Raw genomic sequence first — 20,624 nt, forward strand, 5'->3', positions numbered from 1 at the left:
TTGGCCAGGACACGACACAGGGAGGGGAGCCGTGACCGTGCGACGGGACTTCCAGGAGCCTCCCAGGTGCCGCCCCGACCTGGTCATCGGCAGGGAGGATCTGTTCACGTCGGCGCGTGAACAGCTGGGCCGAGGCGGAAGTGTGCTGCTCCACGGCCCCGCGGGAATAGGAAAGTCGACGATCCTGCGGGCGCTGGCCGCGGATTACGGCGGCTCGGCGCGGACCGTGTTGCGCTGCTCGGCCACCGAGTCCGAATCCCACCTGCCGTTCCTGGCGCTGGCCGACCTGTTCGGCCTGGTCCTGGACGAGGTCTCGGAACAGCTGCCCTCCGCCCAGCGCACCGCCCTGGAGTCGGCGCTCACCGGCCGCGGCGAGTCCACCCTCCAGCGTGACGGGCTCGCGCTGCGCCTCGCCGTGCTGTCGGCGCTGCGCGCCCTCGCCGCCGAGAGGCCGGTTCTCGTCGTCGCCGACGACCTGCAGTGGCTGGATGCCGCCAGTGCCGAACTGCTCGGCTTCGCCGCCCGCCGGCTGGGCGACACGCCCGTGCAGATGCTGTGCGCGGTGCGGACCGAGGGCCAGGAGTACGACCGTCATCTACGCGCGTCCCCACCCGACACGCTCGCCGTCCGGCTGGGCCCGCTGACCCGTACGCAGGTCTCGGCGCTGCTCGACCACCGCGGCTACACCCCCTTGTCCCGCTCCACGATCCGCGACATCCACCGCACCAGCGGCGGCAACCCGCTCTTCGCGCTGGAACTGGGCCGCGCCCTGGCCGAGAGCCCCACCCGGCCCCGGCCCGGCGAGCCGCTGCCCGTGCCCACCTCACTGCGGGCCCTGGTGCTGAGCCGGCTGGAGATGCTGTCGGACGAGGCGCGCCGCACCCTCCTGGTGGCCAGCGCCGGTGCCCGCCCCACGCTGGCCCTGCTGCACGCGGCCGGCCGGGAGCAGGCCGAGGCCGAGACGGCCCAGGCGGCGGCGCTCGGGCTGCTGGCGACCGACACGGAGGGACCCGCCGTACGGTTCGCGCATCCGCTGATCTCGGCCGCGCTGTACGCGGAGGCCCCGGCGCAGGAGCGGCGGGCGGTGCACGCCGCGCTGTCCACGGCGGCCTCCGACCCGATCGAGCGGGCCCGGCACCTGGCCCTGGCGACGACCGGCACCGACCCGGAGGTGGCGGCCCGGCTCGCCGAGGCCGGAGCGCTGGCCCTGGACCGCGGGGCACCGTCCGTGGCGGCCTCGCTCGGGCTGCTCGCGGCCCGGCACACCCCGGCGGACAGCACCCCGGGTCCGGACGAGCGGCGGCTGCAGGCCGCGGAGGACGCGATCACCGCCGGCGAGGCCGATCTCGCCCGGGACATCGCCCGTGACGTACTGACGCGTGCCACCGTGCCGGCCGAGCGGGTGCGGGCCTGGATGGTGGTCATCGAGGCGGCCGGGCAGGCGCTCGGCGAGGTCGACGCGGTCTTCCCGCAGGTCCTGGCCGACGCGGGCGACGACCCGGGGCTGCTCGCCCTGGTCCACTACCAGCTGGCCTGGCGCGGTCTGGTCGTGGAGGGCGACTTCGCCGAGGCCCGGCAGGAGGCGGAGCACGCGGCGGAGCTGGCCGCCCGGGGCGGGGACCGGCGCACCGAGCTGATGGCGCTGTCCTTCCAGGCCTCCACCGAGACCCTGATGGGCCACCCGGGGGCGCCCGCGACCGTGAAGCGGGCGCTGCGCGAACCCCAGGACCCGTATGTGGCCTGCCACCACAACGGCGCCGGCTCGGCCCGGTTCCGCTGGCTGATCATGAGCGACCGGCTGCCGGAGGCGCGGGCGGTGATCACCGCGCTGCTGCGCGAGGTGCGGCGGCGCGGCATGGTCGAGAGCGAGGTGCACTTCCTGCGCTTCCTCGCCGACACGGAACTGCGCACCGGGCACTGCGGCCGGGCGCTCGACCTGGCCCGGGAGAGCCTGCGGCTGGCCCGTGACGCCGGGATCGGCGAGGGCGCCTCGGCGATGCTCGCCTCCCTCGCGGAGGCCTCCGCCGGGGATGTGGAGCGGGCGCTGGCGCTCGCGCGTGAGGCGGCCGACCACGCGGAGGTCGACGGCGACCAGATGTATCTGTCCCGGGCTCTGGCGGCCCTGGGTTACGCCCAGTTGGTGGCCGGGGACCCGGCGGCCGCGGTGCGTTCGCTGCGCCGGGTGCGGGAGCTGGAGCTGGGCCTCGGCATCAACGACCCGGCGCGCGGCCGCTGGCACGGCGACCTCGCCGAGGCGCTGGTCCGTATCGGCGAACCGGGCGAGGCCCAGGACGTCATCGACACGACCCGGGCGCACGCGCTGCGGCTGGGCCGGGAGAGCGTGCTGGCCGTGCTGGACCGGGCCGAGGCACTGGTGCGGGCGGCACGCGGCGAACACGAGGCCGCCCTCGTGCGGTTGGCGTCGGTGCGGGACCGGCTCGGCAGGCTGGGCTACGGGCTGGAGGAGGCGCGGGCCGCCTTCGCGCTGGCCCGGCTGCGTGCCCAGGCCGCCGCCCTGCCCCGCACCGGGAACACTCCCCTGCCGGGGCCCGCGTCGTACGACGAGGCGGCCCGGCTGTTCCGGCGCTGCCGGGCGCTGCCCTGGCTGCGGCAGGTCGACGCGGCCGCCGCGGGCGGTTCGACGGCGGTGGAGCCTGCCTCGGTGGCGCCGCCCGTCGCGCTGGACGCGCTGGAGGGCCTGGCCTCGATGGAGCGTCAGGTCGCCTCGCTGGTGATGGAGGGGGCGACCAACCGGGAGATCGCGGCCCGTCTGTTCATCAGTGTCAAGACCGTCGAGGCGACGCTGACCCGGGTCTACCGGAAGCTGGGGATCCGTTCGCGGGTGGACATCGTCCGTCTCGCCGCCGGCCGTCGCACGACCTGACCCCCACCTGGGTTCACGGGGCGCGACCGAGGGTTTTCCCTGCCCAACTCCCTTAGGGGGTTCCCTCATTGGGAGCCCCCTGTGCCGGGCTCTAGCTTGGGGGCGTGCCGCTCGCCGGGCACACGGAGATCCGAACAACGGCGTCAGGGTCCCCGTGCTTCACCACCACCCGCGCGACCCCCCACCGGCAACTCCCCCAAGGAGACCCATGTTCGGGTTCAACCGTGCCAAGAAGGCCGCCGCCGTCGCCGCGGCGACCGCTGCCGCCGCCGCGACCGCGCTGCTCACCGCTCCCTCCGCCGTCGCCGCTCCCCAGCCGATCGTCGGCGGCAGCACGACCACGACCACCGCGTACCCGTTCGTCATGCAGATCACGGACGCCTCGCAGAACCAGTTCTGCGGCGGCACGCTGGTCTCGCCCACCAAGGTCGTCACCGCCGCGCACTGCATGGTCGGTGAGACCACCAGCAGCGTGCGGGTGGTCGGTGGCCGCACCTACCTCAACGGCACCAACGGCACCGTCAGCAGAGTCAGCAAGATATGGATCCACCCGAGCTACACCGACGCCACCAACGGCGACGACGTGGCCGTGCTGACGCTGTCGACGTCGATGCCGTACACGACGGCGAAGTACGTCACGTCGTCCCAGACCTCGGTGTACGCGGCCGGCGCCACCGCGCGCATCCTCGGCTGGGGCACCACGTCCGCGGGCGGCAGCTCCTCCAACCAGCTGCGCACCGCGACGGTTCCGACCGTGTCCGACTCCAGTTGCGGCAGCTCCTACGGCTCCGACTTCGTGCAGAGCGACATGGTGTGCGCCGGATACACCTCCGGCGGCGTGGACACCTGCCAGGGCGACAGCGGCGGTCCCCTGCTCATCGGGGGCGTCCTGGCAGGCATCACTTCCTGGGGCGAGGGCTGCGCCCAGGCCGGTTACCCGGGTGTGTACACCCGGCTGACCACCTTCTCCAACCTGGTCACGACGCAGGTCAACTCGTAACCAGAAATAGCTCCTGAGTACCCCTCAGGTGAAAGACCAGGGGCGTTGCGGGCCTCCACGAGCGGCCCGCAACGCCCCTCTCCATGCGCGCTACTTCCGTACGGTGCCGAAGCAGATGTCGTACGACGTCCCCGGGTGCATCACGCGCAGCATCCGCTCGCCCTCGGCGGTGACCTCCTCCCGCCTGGTGCTGGTGAGCCGGTCGAAGGGCTCGATCACGAGGGCGTCGTCCTCAAGTCGCCACAGGCCGGCGAGGAAGCCGTCGACGAGGAGCGTGGAGTAGGCGATGTTGCCCTGCCAGGAGCGGCCCCGGTGCTCCGGCGGGACGACGCGGGTGCGGTCGGCGTGGGAGAGCAGCAGGTTGTCGAACTCGGGCAGGAAGCGCGGCGGGGCCGGGGTGTCCGGGTCGGGGCGGGGGGCGTCCGGGAGGTCGAACAGCTCGACGCCGCCCTCGTCCTGGAAGGTGACGAGTCGCGGCCGGAGCCGTTCGAAGGCGTCCCGCAGGCGGGTCAGTCCGGCCCAGGTCTGCATGTCCTTCACCGAGGCCGGGCCGAAGGCGGCGAGGTAGCGCAGGACGACCGCGTCGGGAGCGGGGGCGGGTTCCGACGGGCGGCCGAGCCAGTGCTCGGCGGTGGTGAGGCTGACCTGCCCGCTACGGCCCCACAGCCCGCGGGGGGTCACCTGCACCAGCGGCAGTCGGCACCGGGCGGCGACCGCGAGGGCCTGCGGGTCGGCGTCGGGCCACTCCTGGAGCAGGGCCTCGCGCAACTGCTTCATCGTGCGGGGCTCGGCCTCGACGAGGTCCCGGGCGAGAGCCGCGAGCCGGTCCAGGTCGACACCGGCGAGCCCCTTGCGGAACTGGACCAGCTCCCGGTCCCGGGCGGGCTGCACCAGCGGCCTCAGGGTGAGGCAGTCGGCCGCGGTGTGGGTGTGGATGGTGGAGCGCATCGTGACGATACGGACGACCTCGCGGCCGGCCATCGGCGCCGACAGCGCCTCGGGGTCGAAACCGTCCAGGCGGGCGGCGAGCGCGTAGTACGGGGGCTTGACGTTCTGCGCCTGGAGACCGACCAGATGCTCGACGGCCGCGAGGGCGGACATCCGGGCGGGGCGCAGCAGCAGTTGCCGGTCGAGGGTGGCGCGGTTGAGGGCACGGGTACCGAGGACGCTCCGCTGGGTGTTCGCCATGAGGGCACGGTAGCGGGGGTTGCGGACAGCTTCTGTCCGCGATGGCCGTAAGTCCCGGACCCGGCGGTAATCCGGGCGCGGCAGGGTAAAGGGAATCGATCAGCCCCCGTCGAGAAGGAGCCGAGGATGACCGACGACGCCTACCTGTTCCTGCTTGACGACCCGTCGGCGCCGCTCGGTGTGGCGCCCGCCGCCGTCGGCGATCTCGCGTGCATGGAGACCCCCGCGGTACGCGCGTGGCTGGACGCGCAGGGCAGCACGCCGGCCTCCCCGCAGCTGCGCCTGCTGCCGCCGGAGGAGACGGCGGCCATCCCCGAGGCAGCGGAACGGCTGCCCGTCCCGCTGGGCGAGGAGGAACTGAGCCGGGTCCGCCATCTGAACGCACCCCGGTCACTCGCCCGGGTGGAGGAGGAACTCCTCGCCTTCCGCGACTGCGCGGGCGGCCGCGACGGCCTGATCGCCCGCGCGCTCACCGCCGGAGTGGCACCGCACCGCATCGTCGAACTGACCGGCGTGGATCCGGCGACGGTGACAGCGGCGACGAACGGCTGACGATAGGGCGACGGGTTCGGCTGCCGCCCGGCCTCCGACCGATACCGGCCTTCGGGCGAATTCAGGGCCGGTTCCGCGGTTCGGCGGGCGGTGGGTGGTAGGGGCATGAGATGGCCGCGTCTGTCGAACCGCCCGCCTCGCCGCTCGGACGTCCGGGGGGTGGGGAGCCGCGTGTGCCGGGGTGGCTGCGGGTCGCGGGGGCGTATGCGTGGCGGATCATCGCCGTCGGGATCGTCGTCCGCTTCGCCTTCTCCGTGCTGGGGCAGTTTCATCGGATCGCCGTCGCCGTCTTCCTCGGTCTGGTCATCGCCGCCGTGCTCCGTCCCGCGGCCGGTCTGCTGGCCCGGTTGATGCCCAGGCCGCTCGCGGTGGCCGTCGCGATCGTCGGCGGCATCGTGCTGGTGCTCGGGGCGCTGACCCTGGTCGGTGAGACCGTGGCGGACCAGCGCAGCGGACTGGAGCGGGAGTTCGTGGCGGGGATCGACCGGATCGAGCGTCAGCTGGAGGAGCCGCCGTTCCGACTGCCCGCGGACGCCTTCGCCGATCTCCAGTCCAGGATCGGCAAGCTGCTGTCGAGCCATCGCTCCACTCTCATCAGTACGGCACTCAGCGGCGCGAGCCGGCTGCTTGAGGTGCTGACCGTGCTGGCGCTGGCCCTGTTCTGCGCGGTCTTCTTCACGCACTCCGGCGAGCGGCAGTGGCGGTGGATGTGCGACCAGCTCCCCGAGGGGGCGCGGGAGCGGGTCATGGTCGCGGGCGGGGCCGCCTGGCGGACCTTCACCGGCTATACGCACGGCATCCTGCTGGTGGCGGCGACCAACGCTGTCCTCGTGGGCATCGCCCTGTTCGCTCTCGGGGTGCCGCTCGCCATGCCGCTGGCGCTGCTGGAGTTCGTGGCCGCCTTCATCCCGCTGATCGGCTCGCCGATCGCCCTGGCCGTCGCGGCCGTCGTCGCGCTGGCGTCGAAGGGCCCGCTCATCGCCCTGGTGGTGGTGGCCCTGATCGTGATCATCGGACAGATCGAGGGCCATCTCCTGCACCCCATCGTGATGAGCTGGGCCGTCCGGCTGCACCCCGTGGTGGTGGCCCTGGCGGTCGTCGGCGGAGCGGTCGCGGCGGGGGTGATCGGTGCCGTGGTGGCCGTACCGCTGGTCGCCGTGGTGTGGTCCGTGTACCAGGCGCTGCGAGCGTCCGGGGACGAGATCACCACCCCTGCCTGAACGCCGCGCGGATCATGGAGACCGAGGCCACAGTCAGGGGGAGGGCAAGGTCACAGCCGCGCCCACTCCTGCTCTTTCGTTAACGTGCCCTAACATCCGAGCATGACGGTCCTGCCTGACGACGGGCTTGAGCTGGCCGGCGAGTTCCCTGATGTGCCCCATGAGCAGTGGCAGCGCCTTGTGGCGGGTGTGCTGCGAAAGTCGGGCAAGGACGTCGAGGGAGCCGAGGCCGAGGAAGCCCTGTCCACCGCCCTGGAGGACGGGTTGCGCACCCGGCCCCTCTACACCGCGCGCGACGACGCCCCTGAGCCCGGTTTCCCCGGGTTCGCGCCCTTTGTGCGAGGCGGCCGCGCCGAGGGGAACACGGTCGGCGGCTGGGACGTACGGCAGCGGCACACGGTGGCCGACGGCGCCACGGTGCTCGCGGACCTGGAGAACGGGGTCACCTCTCTCTGGCTGTCCGTGGGCGAAGGCGGCATCCCGGTGCCCGACCTCGGCACGGTCCTCGACGGCGTCTATCTCGACCTGGCCCCCGTCGTCCTCGACGCGGGACACGAGACCGAGCCGGCCGCACGGGAGCTGCTGCGGCTGCATGAGGAGCGGGGCGTCGCCCGGGACGTGGCGCGCGGCAACCTGGGCGCGGACCCGCTCGGCCACGAGGCCCGTACCGGACAGGGCTACGACATCGCGCCGGTGGCGGATCTCGCGCGGCGGTGCGCCGAGGAGTACCCGGGGCTGCGGGCGCTGACCGTGGACGCGCTGCCGTACCACGAGGCCGGCGGTTCGGCCGCCCAGGAGCTGGGCTGCTCGCTGGCCACGGCGGTGGCGTATCTGCGGGAGCTGACCGAGGCCGGGCTGAGCGTCGAACAGGCCTGCGCGCAGCTCGAGTTCCGATACGCGGCGACCGCCGACCAGTTCCTGACGATCGCCAAGCTGCGGGCCGCGCGCCGGCTCTGGGCGAGGGTCGCCGAGGCCTGCGGGGCCCCGCGCGCGGGGGCGCAGCTCCAGCACGTCGTGACCTCACCGGTGATGATGACGCGCCGCGACCCGTGGGTGAACATGCTGCGCACGACCATCGCGACGCTGGCCGCGGGCGCGGGCGGGGCCGACTCGGTCACCGTGCTGCCCTTCGACCACGCGCTCGGCCTGCCGGACGCGTTCGCCCGCCGTATCGCCCGCAACACCTCCACGATCCTCATCGAGGAGTCGCACCTGTCCCGGGTGATCGACCCGGCGGGCGGCTCCTGGTACGTGGAGCGGCTCACCGACGAACTCGCCCACGCGGGCTGGGAGTTCTTCCGGCGGATCGAACGACTCGGCGGCCAGGCGGCCGCCCTGCGCTCAGGCGACCTCGGCCGGGACCTCGCCGACACCTGGGCGGCCCGCAGCGGGAAGCTCGCCAAGCGGCGCGAACCCATCACCGGCGTCAGCGAGTTCCCCCACCTCGCCGAGAAGCCGGTCGTGCGCGCGCCGGCTCCCGAGCCGCGCTCCGGCGGGCTGCCGAGGGTGCGCCGCGACGAGGCCTACGAGGCGCTGCGCGCCCGCTCCGACGCCCACCTCGCGGCGACCGGCTCCCGGCCCCGGATCTTCCTGGCCGCGCTCGGCCCGGCCGCGGCCCACACCGCACGTCTGACCTTCGCCTCGAACCTCTTCCAGGCGGGCGGCATCGAGCCCGTCACGGAGGGCACCTTCGAGGAGAGCGGCGCGAGCGAGGCCGTGCTGTGCTCCAGTGACGCCCTGTACGAGGAGCAGGCCGAGACGGTGGCCGGGCAGCTCAGGGCCGCCGGTGCCGCGCAGGTGTTCCTCGCCGGGCGGCCGGGGAACCACCCCGGTGTCGACAGTTACGTCTTCGCGGGCTGTGACGCCGTCGCCGTGCTGTCCGCCACCCTCGACCGCATGGGAGTGTCCTGATGGGAATCCCCGACTTCTCCGGGATCGAGCTGGGCTCCCCGGCCGCCGACGGCGGGCCCGACGAGTGGCGTACGGCGGTCAAGAACGCGTCCGGCGGTGACGACCTGCTCTGGGAGACCCCGGAGGGCATCGCGGTCAAGCCGCTGTACACCGGCCGTGACCTGGAGGGCCTGGACTTCCTGGACACGCGCCCGGGCCAGGCGCCGTATCTGCGCGGCCCCTACCCGACGATGTACGTCAACCAGCCCTGGACGATCCGTCAGTACGCCGGTTTCTCCACGGCCCAGGAGTCGAACGCCTTCTACCGGCGCAACCTCGCGGCCGGGCAGAAGGGCCTGTCGATCGCCTTCGACCTGCCCACGCACCGGGGTTACGACAGCGACCACCCGCGGGTGACCGGCGACGTCGGCATGGCGGGTGTGGCGATCGACTCGATCTACGACATGCGGCAGTTGTTCGACGGCATCCCGCTGGACAAGATGACCGTGTCGATGACGATGAACGGCGCCGTGCTGCCGGTGCTCGCGCTGTACATCGTGGCGGCGGAGGAACAGGGCGTACCGCCCGAGAAGCTGGCCGGGACCATCCAGAACGACATCCTCAAGGAGTTCATGGTCCGCAACACCTACATCTATCCGCCGTCGCCGTCGATGCGGATCATCTCCGACATCTTCGCGTACACCTCGCAGCGGATGCCGCGCTACAACTCCATCTCCATCTCCGGCTACCACATCCAGGAGGCCGGTGCGACGGCCGATCTGGAGCTGGCGTACACGCTCGCGGACGGCGTGGAGTACATCCGGGCGGGCCGTGAAGCCGGCCTGGACGTGGACGCGTTCGCGCCCCGGCTGTCGTTCTTCTGGGCGATCGGCATGAACTTCTTCATGGAGGTCGCCAAGCTGCGGGCGGCGCGCCTGCTGTGGGCGAAGCTGGTGAAGCAGTTCGACCCGCAGAACGCCAAGTCCCTCTCCCTGCGCACCCATTCGCAGACCTCGGGCTGGTCGCTGACCGCGCAGGACGTGTTCAACAACGTGACGCGCACCTGTGTCGAGGCCATGGCGGCCACCCAGGGGCACACGCAGTCGCTGCACACCAACGCCCTCGACGAGGCCCTCGCGCTGCCCACCGACTTCTCGGCGCGCATCGCCCGCAACACGCAGCTGCTGCTCCAGCAGGAGTCCGGCACGACCCGCGTGATCGACCCGTGGGGCGGCAGCGCGTACGTGGAGAAGCTGACGTACGACCTCGCGCGGCGCGCCTGGCAGCACATCCAGGAGGTGGAGGCCGCGGGCGGCATGGCCCAGGCCATCGACGCGGGCATCCCCAAGCTGCGCATCGAGGAGGCCGCGGCCCGCACCCAGGCCCGGATCGACTCCGGTCGCCAGCCGGTCATCGGCGTCAACAAGTACCGGGTCGACAGCGACGAGCAGATCGAGGTGCTCAAGGTCGACAACACCTCGGTGCGGGCCCAGCAGGTCGAGAAGCTGCGGCGGCTGCGCGAGGAGCGGGACGAGAGCGCCTGCCGGGACGCGCTGGACGCGCTGACCCGGGCCGCCGGGGGCGAGGGCAATCTGCTGGAGCTCGCGGTGAACGCGGCCCGCGCCAAGGCCACCGTCGGGGAGATCTCCGACGCCCTGGAGAAGGTGTACGGGCGGCACGCGAGCCAGATCCGTACCATCACCGGCGTGTACCGCAACGAAGCCGGGGAGTCGCCGTCCGTGGACCGCACCCGCACCCTCGTGTCCGACTTCGAGGAGGCCGAGGGCCGCCGCCCGCGCATACTGGTCGCCAAGATGGGCCAGGACGGCCACGACCGCGGCCAGAAGGTGATCGCCACGGCCTTCGCCGACCTGGGCTTCGACGTGGATGTCGGCCCGCTGTTCCAGACCCCCGCCGAGGTGGCCCGGCAGGCCGTCGAGGCCGATGTGCACATCGTCGGGGTCTCGTCGCTGGCGGCCGGTCACCTCACCCTCGTACCGGCGCTGCGCGAGCAGCTCGCCGAGGAGGGGCGCGAGGACATCATGATCGTGGTCGGCGGGGTGATCCCGCCGCAGGACGTGCCCACGCTGCTGGAGATGGGCGCGGCGGCCGTCTTCCCGCCGGGGACGGTGATCCCGGACGCCGCGTACGACCTGGTGAAGGGGCTGGCGACGACCCTCGGGCACGACCTGTGATCGATGTCGACGCCTATGTGAAGGGCGTACTCGACGGGAAGCGGGCGATCGTCGCCCGCGCCATCACCCTCGTCGAGTCGACCCGGCCCCAGCACCGGGCGCTGGCCCAGGAGTTGCTGACGGAGCTGCTGCCGCACAGCGGGCGGGCCCGGCGGATCGGTGTCAGCGGAGTGCCGGGCGTGGGCAAGTCGACGTTCATCGACGCGTTCGGCACGTTGCTGACCTCGCTCGGGTACCGGGTGGCCGTCCTCGCCGTCGACCCGTCCTCCAGCCGCACCGGCGGCTCGATCCTCGGCGACAAGACCCGGATGGAGCGCCTGGCGGTGGATCCGGCGGCGTTCGTGCGCCCCTCCCCCACGGCGGGCACGCTGGGCGGAGTGGCCAAGGCGACCCGTGAGTCGATCGTGGTGATGGAGGCGGCGGGCTACGACGTGATCCTGGTGGAGACGGTCGGCGTCGGCCAGTCCGAGACCGCGGTCGCGAACATGGTCGACTCCTTCCTGCTCCTCACCCTCGCCCGCACCGGCGATCAGCTCCAGGGCATCAAGAAGGGCGTCCTGGAGCTGGCCGACGTGATCGCCGTCAACAAGGCGGATGGCCCGCACGAGCGCGACGCCCGCGCCGCCGCGCGTGAGCTGGCGGGCGCGCTGCGCCTGATGCACGGCAAGGACGCGGCCTGGACCCCGCCCGTGCTCAGCTGCAGCGCCCGCGAGTCGGCCGGTCTGGACACCGTGTGGGAACGCCTCGAACAGCACCGCACCCTGCTGGATTCCACCGGCCGCCTCGCCGCCAAGCGCCGCGACCAGCAGGTCGACTGGACCTGGACCATGGTCCGCGACGAACTCCTCGGCCGTCTGAAGGCCGACCCGGCGGTGCGGGCGCTGGCGCCGGCGCTAGAGCAGCGGGTCAGGGACGGCGAGCTGACGCCGACGCTGGCCGCCGAGCGGATCCTCGGGGCGCTCGGGGGCTCCGAGCAGGACACCCGCTGAGCTGATCACGAGCTGTTTTCCGGCCGGACCCGGGCGTGCCCCGGACCCCCCGGTCGGAATCCTTACACGCTACTTGCATGATTATGCGTGATGATACATACTCTTCCTATGTCCAAGGTCCTCACCTCCCTGCCCGCCGGCGAGCGCGTCGGCATCGCCTTCTCGGGCGGTCTCGACACGTCCGTCGCGGTCGCGTGGATGCGCGACAAGGGTGCCGTCCCGTGCACCTACACGGCCGACATCGGCCAGTACGACGAGCCCGACATCGCGTCGGTGCCCGGCCGTGCCAAGACCTACGGTGCCGAGATCGCGCGCCTGGTCGACTGCCGTGCGGCGCTGGTCGAGGAGGGCCTGGCCGCGCTGACCTGCGGCGCGTTCCACATCCGCTCGGGCGGGCGGGCGTACTTCAACACCACGCCCCTGGGCCGTGCCGTCACGGGCACGCTCCTGGTCCGGGCGATGCTCGAGGACGACGTCCAGATCTGGGGCGACGGCTCGACCTTCAAGGGCAACGACATCGAGCGGTTCTACCGCTACGGGCTGCTCGCCAACCCGCACCTCAGGATCTACAAGCCCTGGCTGGACGCGGCGTTCGTCACCGAGCTCGGCGGCCGCAAGGAGATGTCCGAGTGGCTGCTCGCCCACGGGCTGCCCTACCGGGACTCGACGGAGAAGGCGTACTCCACCGACGCCAACATCTGGGGCGCCACCCACGAGGCCAAGACCCTGGAGCACCTGGACACCGGCGTCGAGACCGTCGAGCCCATCATGGGCGTGCGGTTCTGGGACCCCGAGGTCGAGATCGCCGCCGAGGACGTGACGATCGGCTTCGCCGAGGGCCGCCCCGTGACGATCAACGGCAAGGAGTTCGCCTCCCCCGTCGACCTGGTCATGGAGGCCAACGCCATCGGCGGCCGGCACGGCCTGGGCATGTCGGACCAGATCGAGAACCGCATCATCGAGGCCAAGAGCCGCGGCATCTACGAGGCGCCCGGCATGGCCCTGCTGTACACGGCCTACGAGCGGCTGGTCAACGCCATCCACAACGAGGACACCCTCGCCCAGTACCACGCCGAGGGGCGGCGGCTCGGCCGGCTGATGTACGAGGGCCGCTGGCTGGACCCGCAGGCACTGATGATCCGCGAGTCGCTGCAGCGCTGGGTGGGCGCGGCCGTCACCGGCGAGGTGACGCTGCGGCTGCGGCGCGGTGAGGACTACTCGATCCTCGACACGACCGGCCCGGCGTTCAGCTACCACCCGGACAAGCTGTCCATGGAGCGCACCGAGGACTCGGCGTTCGGCCCGGTGGACCGGATCGGCCAGCTCACCATGCGCAACCTCGACATCGCCGACTCGCGCGCCAAGCTGGAGCAGTACGCCGGCATCGGCCTGATCGGCACCGGCAGCCCCACCATCGGCGCCTCGCAGGCGGCCGCGACGGGCCTCATCGGCACCATGCCGGAGCTGCCCGAGGGCGGCGCCGAGGCCATCGCCTCCCGCGGCGAGGTCTCCGAGGAGGACGCGTGGCTGGACCGCGCGGCGATGGAGTCCGGCACGGACTGACCGGACCGGCAGCACGAAGAGGGCCGGCCCGACACCGAACGGTGTCGGGCCGGCCCCTTCAGTTCATCAGGGAGCACTGACCACCGGTCACCCGTCTGAACAGCCCTTCCGTACCCGACGTATACGACGGGGTGAACGTCGGTGCGAGCGTGCGGGCGGGCATGTTCGCCCTCGTCGGCAGCGTGCTCGCGGCGCTCGGGCATCACACTGTCGTCGGGGGTGCGGTGCCCTGGTGGCTCGTCGCCGGGTTCGGGCTGGCGCAGTTCGCGGCCGTCCGGCCCGTCGCACGCCGTCGCCTCTCCCTGCCGACCGTGTTCGCGGCCACCCTGGGAGCGCAGGGGGCCTTGCACGCCGGACTGACCCTGGCGGCGGGTCATGCCGGGCATCACGGGACGGGCGGGGGCGACGGGCACGTCTGGCACCAGGTATCGGCCGGTATGACGGCCGCCCATGCCGTCGCCGCGCTGGTGGCGGGCTGGCTGCTGCACCGGGCCGACGCGGCGCTGACGGCCGCGTTCGCCGCCGCCCGCACCGTGCGGCGCGTCGCCGCCGCCGTCGTGGCCCTCGTACGACGGGCCCTGCTGCCCGGCGGCGATGCCGGTGGCGCGCCGCCCGTCGTGCCGCTGCTCGGCCGCTTCGACCCGCCGTCCGCCCCACGGACACGAACGCTGGACCACGCGCTGGTGCGCAGGGGTCCGCCGGGACGTGCTCACGTCCCGGTCGTCCCCTCATCCGGGCCGCGGCTTCGCCGTGCCCGGCCGCACCAGCAAGGAGTTCCCGCATGTCCACGTACCACTACGCCTGTGCCGTACGGCGCGTCGCCGTCGTCGGCGCGGCCGTCGTCACCCTCGCCCTCACCGCGGCCGGAACGGCCTCGGCCCACGCCGAGGTCGAGGCCGACAAGCCGCAGGCCCTGGCCGAGAACGTCACCCTGACGTTCGTCTCCGAGGCGGAGTCCGACGCGGCGGGCTTCACCCGGCTCCGGGTCGTCCTGCCCGAGGGCATCACACCCACCGACGTGACACTCGCCGAGGCGCCCGAGGGCTGGAAGCTGAAGCCCGGCGCCGACGGATACACCCTCGGCGGCCCGGCCCTCGACACGGGCGTGGACGCCGAGCACAAGATCAAGGTACGGCGGCTCCCCGACGCCGCGGAACTGGCCTTCAAGACCGTCGAGACCTACAGCGACGGCGAGGTCTCCCGCTGGATCGAACTGCCCGAGGGCGACACGGAACCGGCCCAGCCCGCGCCCGTTCTGAAGCTGAAGGCCGCCGCGCCGGGGGCGAAGCCCACCGACCCCAGCGACAGCCCCGGCCCCGCCTCTCCCGAGGCCTCGGCTCCGGCTCCCTCCGAGGTCTCCCCCGCCGGCGACACCACCGCGGCCGAGGACGACGGTTCGTCGCCGGGCCTGGTCGCGGGCGGTGTGCTCGGGGCCCTGCTCGTCGTCGGCGGCGGCGCGTGGTGGCTGGTGAAGCGCCGCACCGGCACCTCCTGAAGAAGGTGAACGTCTTTAGAGTGGAGCTGTGAAAGGGGGCCTTCGAGGATCTCGGAGGCCCCGCGCGAGCGGGAGAGGCAGGCACATGACCAGGCCGCAGACGGCGCGCAGGAAGCGTGCCAACGGGGTGGAGTCGCGTCAGCGGATCCTCGACGCGGCGGTGGAGATCGCCGGGGAGCGGGGCTACGAGGGCACCTCCATCGCCGCCGTCAGCGCCAAGTGCGGACTGCCCGCCAGCTCCATCTACTGGCATTTCAAGGACAAGGACGACCTCATCGCCGCCGTCATCGAGGGCAGCTTCGAGACCTGGCTGCGGGCCGTCGAACTGCCCGGCGAGGAGAGCGGCACCCCCCTGGAGCGGGTGACGGTCATGGCGGCGAACATCGCCAGGTCCCTGATCGAAGCGCCCGACTTCCTGCGCCTCGGACTGATGCTCGCCCTGGAACGACGCCCCGTCGAACCCCATGGCCGCACCGTCTTCCTCCAGGTCCGCGAGACCGCCGCCCGACGCGTCGCCGAGACGGTCACGACCCTCTATCCGGACCTGGACGAGGAAGCCGTGCGCACCCTCACCACCTACGCCGTCGCCGGTGCCGACGGTCTCTTCGTGCACCGGGAGATCCACGGCGACACCGTGGACCTGGTGGCGATGTTCGAACTGCACGCCCGGCTGCTCCACGACGCGGCGAGGGGCCTCGCGGCCGGGCCCGAGGACAGGGCCGTACCGGCGTAGAGCCGAACACCCGTCAGGACACGCGTCGGGGACACCGGCCCCGCCCTCGGCGGCGACGGTGTCCCCGGCGACGGAGCACGGCTCAGCGCGATGTGCCGGCCATCTCCGGGACCGGCGCGTCGAGGGCGTCCAGTCCGCGCAGGATGTCCTCCACCCGCTGCTTGGCGTCGCCGAAGAGCATCTGGGTGTTCTCCCGGAAGAACAGCGGGTTCTGCACACCGGCGTAACCGGCGGCCATCGACCGCTTGAAGACGACCACGTTGGCCGCCTCCCAGACGTGCAGCACCGGCATGCCGGCGATGGGGCTGGAGGGGTTGTCGGTGGCGGCCGGGTTGACGGTGTCGTTGGCGCCGATGACCAGGACGACCGAGGTGGCGGCGAAGTCGTCGTTGATCTCGTCCATTTCGAGGACGACGTCGTAGGGCACGTTCGCCTCGGCGAGCAGCACGTTCATGTGCCCGGGCAGCCGCCCGGCGACGGGGTGGATGCCGAAGCGCACCTCGACGCCCCGCTCGCGCAGCTTGCGCGCCAGCTCGGCGACCGGGTACTGGGCCTGGGCGACCGCCATGCCGTAACCCGGGGTGATGATCACCGAGGAGGCGTCGCGCAGGAGTTCCGCGGTCTCCTCGGCGTTGATCTCCCGGTGCTCGCCCTGCTCGCCCTCCTCGGCGGCGGCCGCCGGGGTGCCGAAGCCGCCCGCGATCACCGAGATGAAGGAGCGGTTCATCGCCTTGCACATGATGTACGACAGATAGGCACCGGAGGAGCCGACCAGCGCGCCGGTGACGATCAGCAGGTTGTTGGCGAGCAGGAAGCCCGAGGCCGCCGCCGCCCAGCCGGAGTAGCTGTTCAGCATGGAGACCACCACCGGCATGTCACCGCCGCCGATGGAGGCGACCAGGTGCGCGCCCAGGGCGAGCGCGACCACGGTGACGGCGATGAGCAGGCCGATGTTCGGCCGGGCCACGAACGCGACGGTGAGCGCGACGAAGGCGAGAAGGGCACCCACGTTGAGGATGTGCTTGCCGGGCAGCGTCAGCGGGCTGGACTTGATCCGCGCGGACAGCTTCAGATAGGCGACGACCGAGCCCGTGAAGGTGACGGCGCCGATGAACACCCCGATGAACACCTCGGCGTGATGGATGCCCAGCAGCGAACCGCTGAGCCCGGGATCGACGTCGAGGTAGCCGTTCCAGCCGACGAACGTGGCGGCGAGGCCGACCAGGCTGTGCATGATGGCGATCAGCTCCGGCATGCCCGTCATCTCCACGACCCGGGCCCGCCACAGTCCGATGCCCGCGCCGACGGCCGTGGCGACGGCGATCAGCACGAGACCGGTGGCGGTGATGCTCCGGGAGGCGAGGCCGACGGTGGCGGCCAGGGCGATGACCATGCCCGCGATGCCCCAGACGACTCCCGAGCGGGAGGTCCGGTGCTGCGAGAGGCCGGCCAGGCTGAGGATGAACAGCAGCGCGGCGACGACGTAGGCGGCCTCTGCGGCCGTGACTGTGGTCATCCGTGATCAGCCCTTCGAGAACATGCCGAGCATGCGGCGGGTGACGGCGAATCCGCCGAAGATGTTGATGCTCGCCAGCAGGATCGCGGCGAACGACAGCACGGTGACGGCCGTGTGCCCCTGCCCGATCTGCAGCAGCGCGCCGACCACCACGATCCCGGAGATGGCGTTGGTGACCGACATCAGCGGGGTGTGCAGCGCGTGGTGCACATGTCCGATGACGTAGAAACCGATGACGATCGCCAGGACGAACACCGTGAAGTGGCCGATGAGTTCACTCGGCGAGAAGGCCGTCACCAGGAAGAGGGCGAGCGCTCCGGCACCGACGAGGGCGTACGGCGCCCACGCCGGACGGGCGGGCTTCGCCGGGGTCTCCGAGGGCACCGCCACGGGTTCCGGGGCCTCGGCCGGGGCGGGCGCGGCGGACACCTGGACCGGGGGCGGGGGCCAGGTCTTCTCGCCCTCGCGGACCACGGTGATCGACCGCTGCACCACATCGTCGAAGTCGAGGACGAGCCGGCCGTCCTTGCCGGGCGTGAGCAGCTTCATCAGGTTGACGATGTTGGTGCCGTAGAGCTGCGAGGCCTGGGCGGGGAGCCTGCCGGGCAGGTCGGTGTAGCCGATGATCGTCACGTCGTTGTCGGTGACGACGGCCTTCCCGGCGACCGTGCCCTCGACGTTGCCGCCCTGGGACGCGGCCATGTCGACGATGACGCTGCCGGGCTTCATGCGCGCGACGTCCTCGGCGGTGACGAGCCGGGGTGCCGGGCGGCCCGGGATGAGTGCGGTGGTGATGATGATGTCGACGTCGGCGGCCTGCTCGGCGTACAACCGCGCGGCGAGCTGGTTGTAGTCGTCGGAGGTGGCCTTGGCGTAGCCGTCGGTGCTCACCTCCTGCTCGGCGCTGACCGTCAGGAACTCGCCGCCCAACGAGCGGACCTGCTCGGCGACTTCGGGCCGCGGGTCGGTGGCGCGGACCACGGCGCCGAGGCTGCGGGCCGCGCCGACGGCCGCGAGTCCGGCCACACCGGCACCGGCCACCAGCACCTTGGCGGGCGGCACCTTGCCCGCGGCGGTCACCTGGCCGGTGAAGAACCGTCCGAAGGCGTGCGCGGCCTCGACCACGGCCCGGTATCCGGCGATGTTCGCCATCGAGCTGAGCACGTCCAGGGACTGGGCGCGCGAGATGCGCGGCACGGCGTCCATGGCGAGCACCGTGATCGGCCGCCGCGCCAGCTCCTCGACCAACTCGGGGTTGAGGGCGGGGCTGACGAGCGCGATCAGGGTCGCCCCGTCGCGCAGGCGTCCGATCTCCTCGCTCGAGGGCCCGTTGACCTTCAGCACGATCTCAGCCGCCCACGGGTCCCCGAGGGTGGCTCCCGCCTCCTCGTAGGCCGTGTCGAAGAAGCGGGACGAGGCTCCCGCTCCCGGTTCGACCACCACGTCGTATCCGAGCGCGACAAGTCTCCCCACGGTGGCCGGCGTCGCCGCCACCCTGGTCTCGCCCGCAGTGGACTCGGCGGGTACGCCGATCCGCTGGGGTTCCGGTTCCGCTGGGGCCATCGTCTGCCTCTCTCGTCGTTCTGCTGCCTGTCCTCCTTGGTGCCCGCATCCTGCACCTTCGACGCGGCAACTGTGGCGGACCGTGGTCACATGGCCGAGGAGGTCGTCCTCACACCGCCCAGGGGTTGCCGCGGAGCGCGTTTGGGGGTAAGGGAGTGGCGCGCGGGGCCTCAGTGGCCTTGTGATGCGACATGACACGGCCGGGCGCAGACTGGTCGCGTGAGCAGCACGCGCCCGGGGCGCGGCGAGGCCTCGCCCCCCACTCGATCGGCGCCGCAGCAGCAGTCTGTGGCGCTGGCGGCGATGATGTTCGCCGTCGCCATGACCTTCATCGATCAGACCATCGTGTCGATCGCGGCTCCGGACATCGTCCGCGAGCTGAACCTGTCGTCCTCCGGCATGCAGTGGGTGGTGAACGCCTATCTGCTGGCCCTGGCGGCGTTCTTCGCCCTCGGCGGGCGTCTCGCGGACCTCTACGGGCCACGCCGGATCGTCGTGATCGGCACGGTGGTGTTCGTCGTGTCGTCGGTGCTGTGCGGCTGTGTCCCCGAGGGCAGCGCGGCGCAGACCTGGATGATCGTGTTCCGCGCCACCCAGGGGTTCGGGGCGGCACTGCTCTTCCCGGCTGCTCTGGCCGTGGTGGTGGCGGTGTTCCCGGTCGAGAGACGCGGTCGCGCCCTCGCCCTGTTCTTCGGTGTCTCCGGCGCGCTGACCGCGCTCGGCCCGCTGCTGGGCGGCTGGCTCACCAACTGGACCTGGCGCGCCGTCTTCTGGGTCAACGTGCCCGTGGCGATCGTGGCGCTGGTCCTCACCGCGCTGGCGCACATCGCCGACCGGCGGCGGTCCGGCACCCTGGACGTCCGTGGGGCCGCCCTGATCGCGGTCGGCATGGGACTGAGCGTCCTGGGCTTCCAGCAGGCCTGGTCCTGGGGCTGGGACTCCTGGGCGACCTGGCTCTGCATCGCGGGCGGACTCGCGGTGCTCTACGGCTTCGTCCGCTTCGAGCGCGACGTGGAGCATCCGCTGATCGACCTGCGGGTCTTCAAGGACAAGGCGTTCGCCGTGGACGCGGCGGTGCTGTTCTTCTCGATGCTCGCCTTCGTCCCGCTGTTCTTCTTCACCTCGGTGTACGCCCAGGTGTCCTTGAGCGCCTCGCCGAACCAGGCGGCCCTGTTCCTGCTGTACTTCTTCATCGGCTTCGCGATCGCCTCGCAGTGGGGCGGCCGGATCCTCGACAAGCGGGGCGCGCGCCCGGCGCTGAAGCTGGGCACGGTGGTGGGCTGTGTCGGTTTCGCCCTGTGGGCGAACAAGCTCACCGACCTGTCCATGCACGACCAGTGGCCGTACGCGGCCCTCGCCGGGGCCGGTATCGGCTTCATCCTCGCGCCGGCCTCCACGGACGCCGTCAACCGGTCCATCGGCGCCTCGTACGGCGAGGTCACCGGCATCACCCAGACGGTGCGCAACTACGCGGCGAGCGTGGGACTGGCCATCTACGGCACGATCCTGACGCACGTGACGACCGACAAGGTGGTGCAGACCCTGCAGTCCCGGGGCATGTCCACGGACGACGCGAACACCGTGGCCCGTGACATCACCGAGTCGATCACGGGCAGCGGCGACTCCCAGCCGCCCACCGGGACGGGGCCCGCCGCCGAGGCGACCCGGGACGCGATGGGCGCCATCCGCATGGACTTCGCCGAGGCCAACCAGTGGGTGTTCTACGGCATGGCCATCGCCCTGGGCATCGGGTACCTGTTCGCCGTGCGGCACCCGGGCGGGCGGCCGACCTCGAACGAGACGGTGGAGGAACCGGTCGGGCAGGCCCACTGAGGG

At 72.2% G+C, this 20,624-nt stretch carries 14 protein-coding genes; 11 read left to right on the top strand and 3 right to left on the bottom strand.

What is annotated here, in order from left to right; all coding sequences use genetic code 11:
- Nucleotides 1–31: 31 nt before the first annotated feature.
- Nucleotides 32–2,884, top strand: a complete 2,853-nt coding sequence (locus NNW99_RS06280; RefSeq protein ID WP_215117700.1) for a LuxR family transcriptional regulator — start codon at nt 32–34, stop codon at nt 2,882–2,884.
- A 208-nt stretch (nt 2,885–3,092) separates the two neighbouring features.
- Complete coding sequence (locus tag NNW99_RS06285; protein WP_215117701.1) at nt 3,093–3,884, top strand: trypsin-like serine protease; 792 nt, start codon at nt 3,093–3,095, stop codon at nt 3,882–3,884.
- Between the two features lie 90 nt (nt 3,885–3,974).
- Here the strand turns inward: NNW99_RS06285 and NNW99_RS06290 are convergent, their stop codons facing one another.
- A complete protein-coding gene (locus tag NNW99_RS06290; protein WP_215117702.1) occupies nt 3,975–5,072 on the bottom strand; it encodes a winged helix DNA-binding domain-containing protein in 1,098 nt (365 codons plus the stop codon).
- A 126-nt stretch (nt 5,073–5,198) separates the two neighbouring features.
- Here NNW99_RS06290 and NNW99_RS06295 point away from each other — a divergent pair, with 126 nt between their 5' ends.
- The 8 genes from NNW99_RS06295 to NNW99_RS06330 all read left to right on the top strand — a co-directional run bounded on the left by NNW99_RS06295 (nt 5,199) and on the right by NNW99_RS06330 (nt 15,709).
- Nucleotides 5,199–5,624 carry a DUF6003 family protein gene (locus NNW99_RS06295; RefSeq protein ID WP_215117703.1) on the top strand — a complete coding sequence of 142 codons (426 nt, stop codon included), beginning with the start codon at nt 5,199–5,201 and terminating at the stop codon, nt 5,622–5,624.
- A 110-nt stretch (nt 5,625–5,734) separates the two neighbouring features.
- Nucleotides 5,735–6,844 carry an AI-2E family transporter gene (locus tag NNW99_RS06300; RefSeq protein ID WP_215117704.1) on the top strand — a complete coding sequence of 370 codons (1,110 nt, stop codon included), beginning with the start codon at nt 5,735–5,737 and terminating at the stop codon, nt 6,842–6,844.
- A 102-nt stretch (nt 6,845–6,946) separates the two neighbouring features.
- Nucleotides 6,947–8,755, top strand: a complete 1,809-nt coding sequence (locus NNW99_RS06305; RefSeq protein WP_215117705.1) for a methylmalonyl-CoA mutase family protein — start codon at nt 6,947–6,949, stop codon at nt 8,753–8,755.
- A complete protein-coding gene (gene scpA / locus NNW99_RS06310; RefSeq protein ID WP_215117706.1) occupies nt 8,755–10,929 on the top strand; it encodes a methylmalonyl-CoA mutase in 2,175 nt (724 codons plus the stop codon). The genes NNW99_RS06305 and scpA overlap by 1 nt, the downstream gene beginning before the upstream one ends.
- Nucleotides 10,926–11,918, top strand: coding sequence for a methylmalonyl Co-A mutase-associated GTPase MeaB (gene meaB / locus NNW99_RS06315; RefSeq protein ID WP_215117707.1), 993 nt, complete (start codon nt 10,926–10,928; stop codon nt 11,916–11,918). The genes scpA and meaB overlap by 4 nt, the downstream gene beginning before the upstream one ends.
- Before the next feature lie 108 nt (nt 11,919–12,026).
- Complete coding sequence (argG, locus tag NNW99_RS06320) at nt 12,027–13,481, top strand: argininosuccinate synthase (protein ID WP_215117708.1); 1,455 nt, start codon at nt 12,027–12,029, stop codon at nt 13,479–13,481.
- Nucleotides 13,482–14,262: 781 nt separating this feature from the next.
- The gene (locus tag NNW99_RS06325) at nt 14,263–14,976 is read left to right on the top strand and encodes a DUF1775 domain-containing protein (RefSeq protein ID WP_215117709.1); all 714 of its coding nucleotides are present in this window, start codon (nt 14,263–14,265) and stop codon (nt 14,974–14,976) included.
- A gap of 85 nt (nt 14,977–15,061) precedes the next feature.
- On the top strand, nt 15,062–15,709 hold the full coding sequence (locus tag NNW99_RS06330) for a TetR/AcrR family transcriptional regulator (protein WP_215117710.1): 648 nt from the start codon (nt 15,062–15,064) through the stop codon (nt 15,707–15,709).
- 82 nt (nt 15,710–15,791) lie between these two features.
- On the opposite strand, the gene pntB is transcribed toward NNW99_RS06330, so the two are convergent.
- Both pntB and NNW99_RS06340 read right to left on the bottom strand, forming a co-directional pair.
- The gene (gene pntB / locus NNW99_RS06335) at nt 15,792–17,225 is read right to left on the bottom strand and encodes a Re/Si-specific NAD(P)(+) transhydrogenase subunit beta (protein ID WP_215117711.1); all 1,434 of its coding nucleotides are present in this window, start codon (nt 17,223–17,225) and stop codon (nt 15,792–15,794) included.
- A gap of 6 nt (nt 17,226–17,231) precedes the next feature.
- Nucleotides 17,232–18,788 carry a Re/Si-specific NAD(P)(+) transhydrogenase subunit alpha gene (locus tag NNW99_RS06340; RefSeq protein ID WP_215117712.1) on the bottom strand — a complete coding sequence of 519 codons (1,557 nt, stop codon included), beginning with the start codon at nt 18,786–18,788 and terminating at the stop codon, nt 17,232–17,234.
- A gap of 303 nt (nt 18,789–19,091) precedes the next feature.
- On the opposite strand from NNW99_RS06340, the gene NNW99_RS06345 reads away from it, so the two are divergent.
- Complete coding sequence (locus NNW99_RS06345; RefSeq protein WP_215124180.1) at nt 19,092–20,621, top strand: MFS transporter; 1,530 nt, start codon at nt 19,092–19,094, stop codon at nt 20,619–20,621.
- The last annotated feature ends 3 nt before the right edge of the window (nt 20,622–20,624 follow it).

Source organism: Streptomyces sp. CRCS-T-1 (assembly GCF_024442335.1).
Classification (GTDB): domain Bacteria; phylum Actinomycetota; class Actinomycetes; order Streptomycetales; family Streptomycetaceae; genus Streptomyces; species Streptomyces koelreuteriae.

What these genes read in the sequence shown, in the direction of transcription:
- NNW99_RS06285 (WP_215117701.1), top strand. Translation starts at nt 3,093, where the DNA reads ATGTTCGGGTTCAACCGTGCCAAGAAGGCCGCCGCCGTCGCCGCGGCG.
- NNW99_RS06290 (WP_215117702.1), bottom strand. Translation starts at nt 5,072, where the DNA reads ATGGCGAACACCCAGCGGAGCGTCCTCGGTACCCGTGCCCTCAACCGC.
- NNW99_RS06295 (WP_215117703.1), top strand. Translation starts at nt 5,199, where the DNA reads ATGACCGACGACGCCTACCTGTTCCTGCTTGACGACCCGTCGGCGCCG.
- NNW99_RS06300 (WP_215117704.1), top strand. Translation starts at nt 5,735, where the DNA reads ATGGCCGCGTCTGTCGAACCGCCCGCCTCGCCGCTCGGACGTCCGGGG.
- NNW99_RS06305 (WP_215117705.1), top strand. Translation starts at nt 6,947, where the DNA reads ATGACGGTCCTGCCTGACGACGGGCTTGAGCTGGCCGGCGAGTTCCCT.
- scpA (WP_215117706.1), top strand. Translation starts at nt 8,755, where the DNA reads ATGGGAATCCCCGACTTCTCCGGGATCGAGCTGGGCTCCCCGGCCGCC.
- argG (WP_215117708.1), top strand. Translation starts at nt 12,027, where the DNA reads ATGTCCAAGGTCCTCACCTCCCTGCCCGCCGGCGAGCGCGTCGGCATC.
- NNW99_RS06325 (WP_215117709.1), top strand. Translation starts at nt 14,263, where the DNA reads ATGTCCACGTACCACTACGCCTGTGCCGTACGGCGCGTCGCCGTCGTC.
- NNW99_RS06330 (WP_215117710.1), top strand. Translation starts at nt 15,062, where the DNA reads ATGACCAGGCCGCAGACGGCGCGCAGGAAGCGTGCCAACGGGGTGGAG.
- pntB (WP_215117711.1), bottom strand. Translation starts at nt 17,225, where the DNA reads ATGACCACAGTCACGGCCGCAGAGGCCGCCTACGTCGTCGCCGCGCTG.
- NNW99_RS06340 (WP_215117712.1), bottom strand. Translation starts at nt 18,788, where the DNA reads ATGGCCCCAGCGGAACCGGAACCCCAGCGGATCGGCGTACCCGCCGAG.
- NNW99_RS06345 (WP_215124180.1), top strand. Translation starts at nt 19,092, where the DNA reads ATGATGTTCGCCGTCGCCATGACCTTCATCGATCAGACCATCGTGTCG.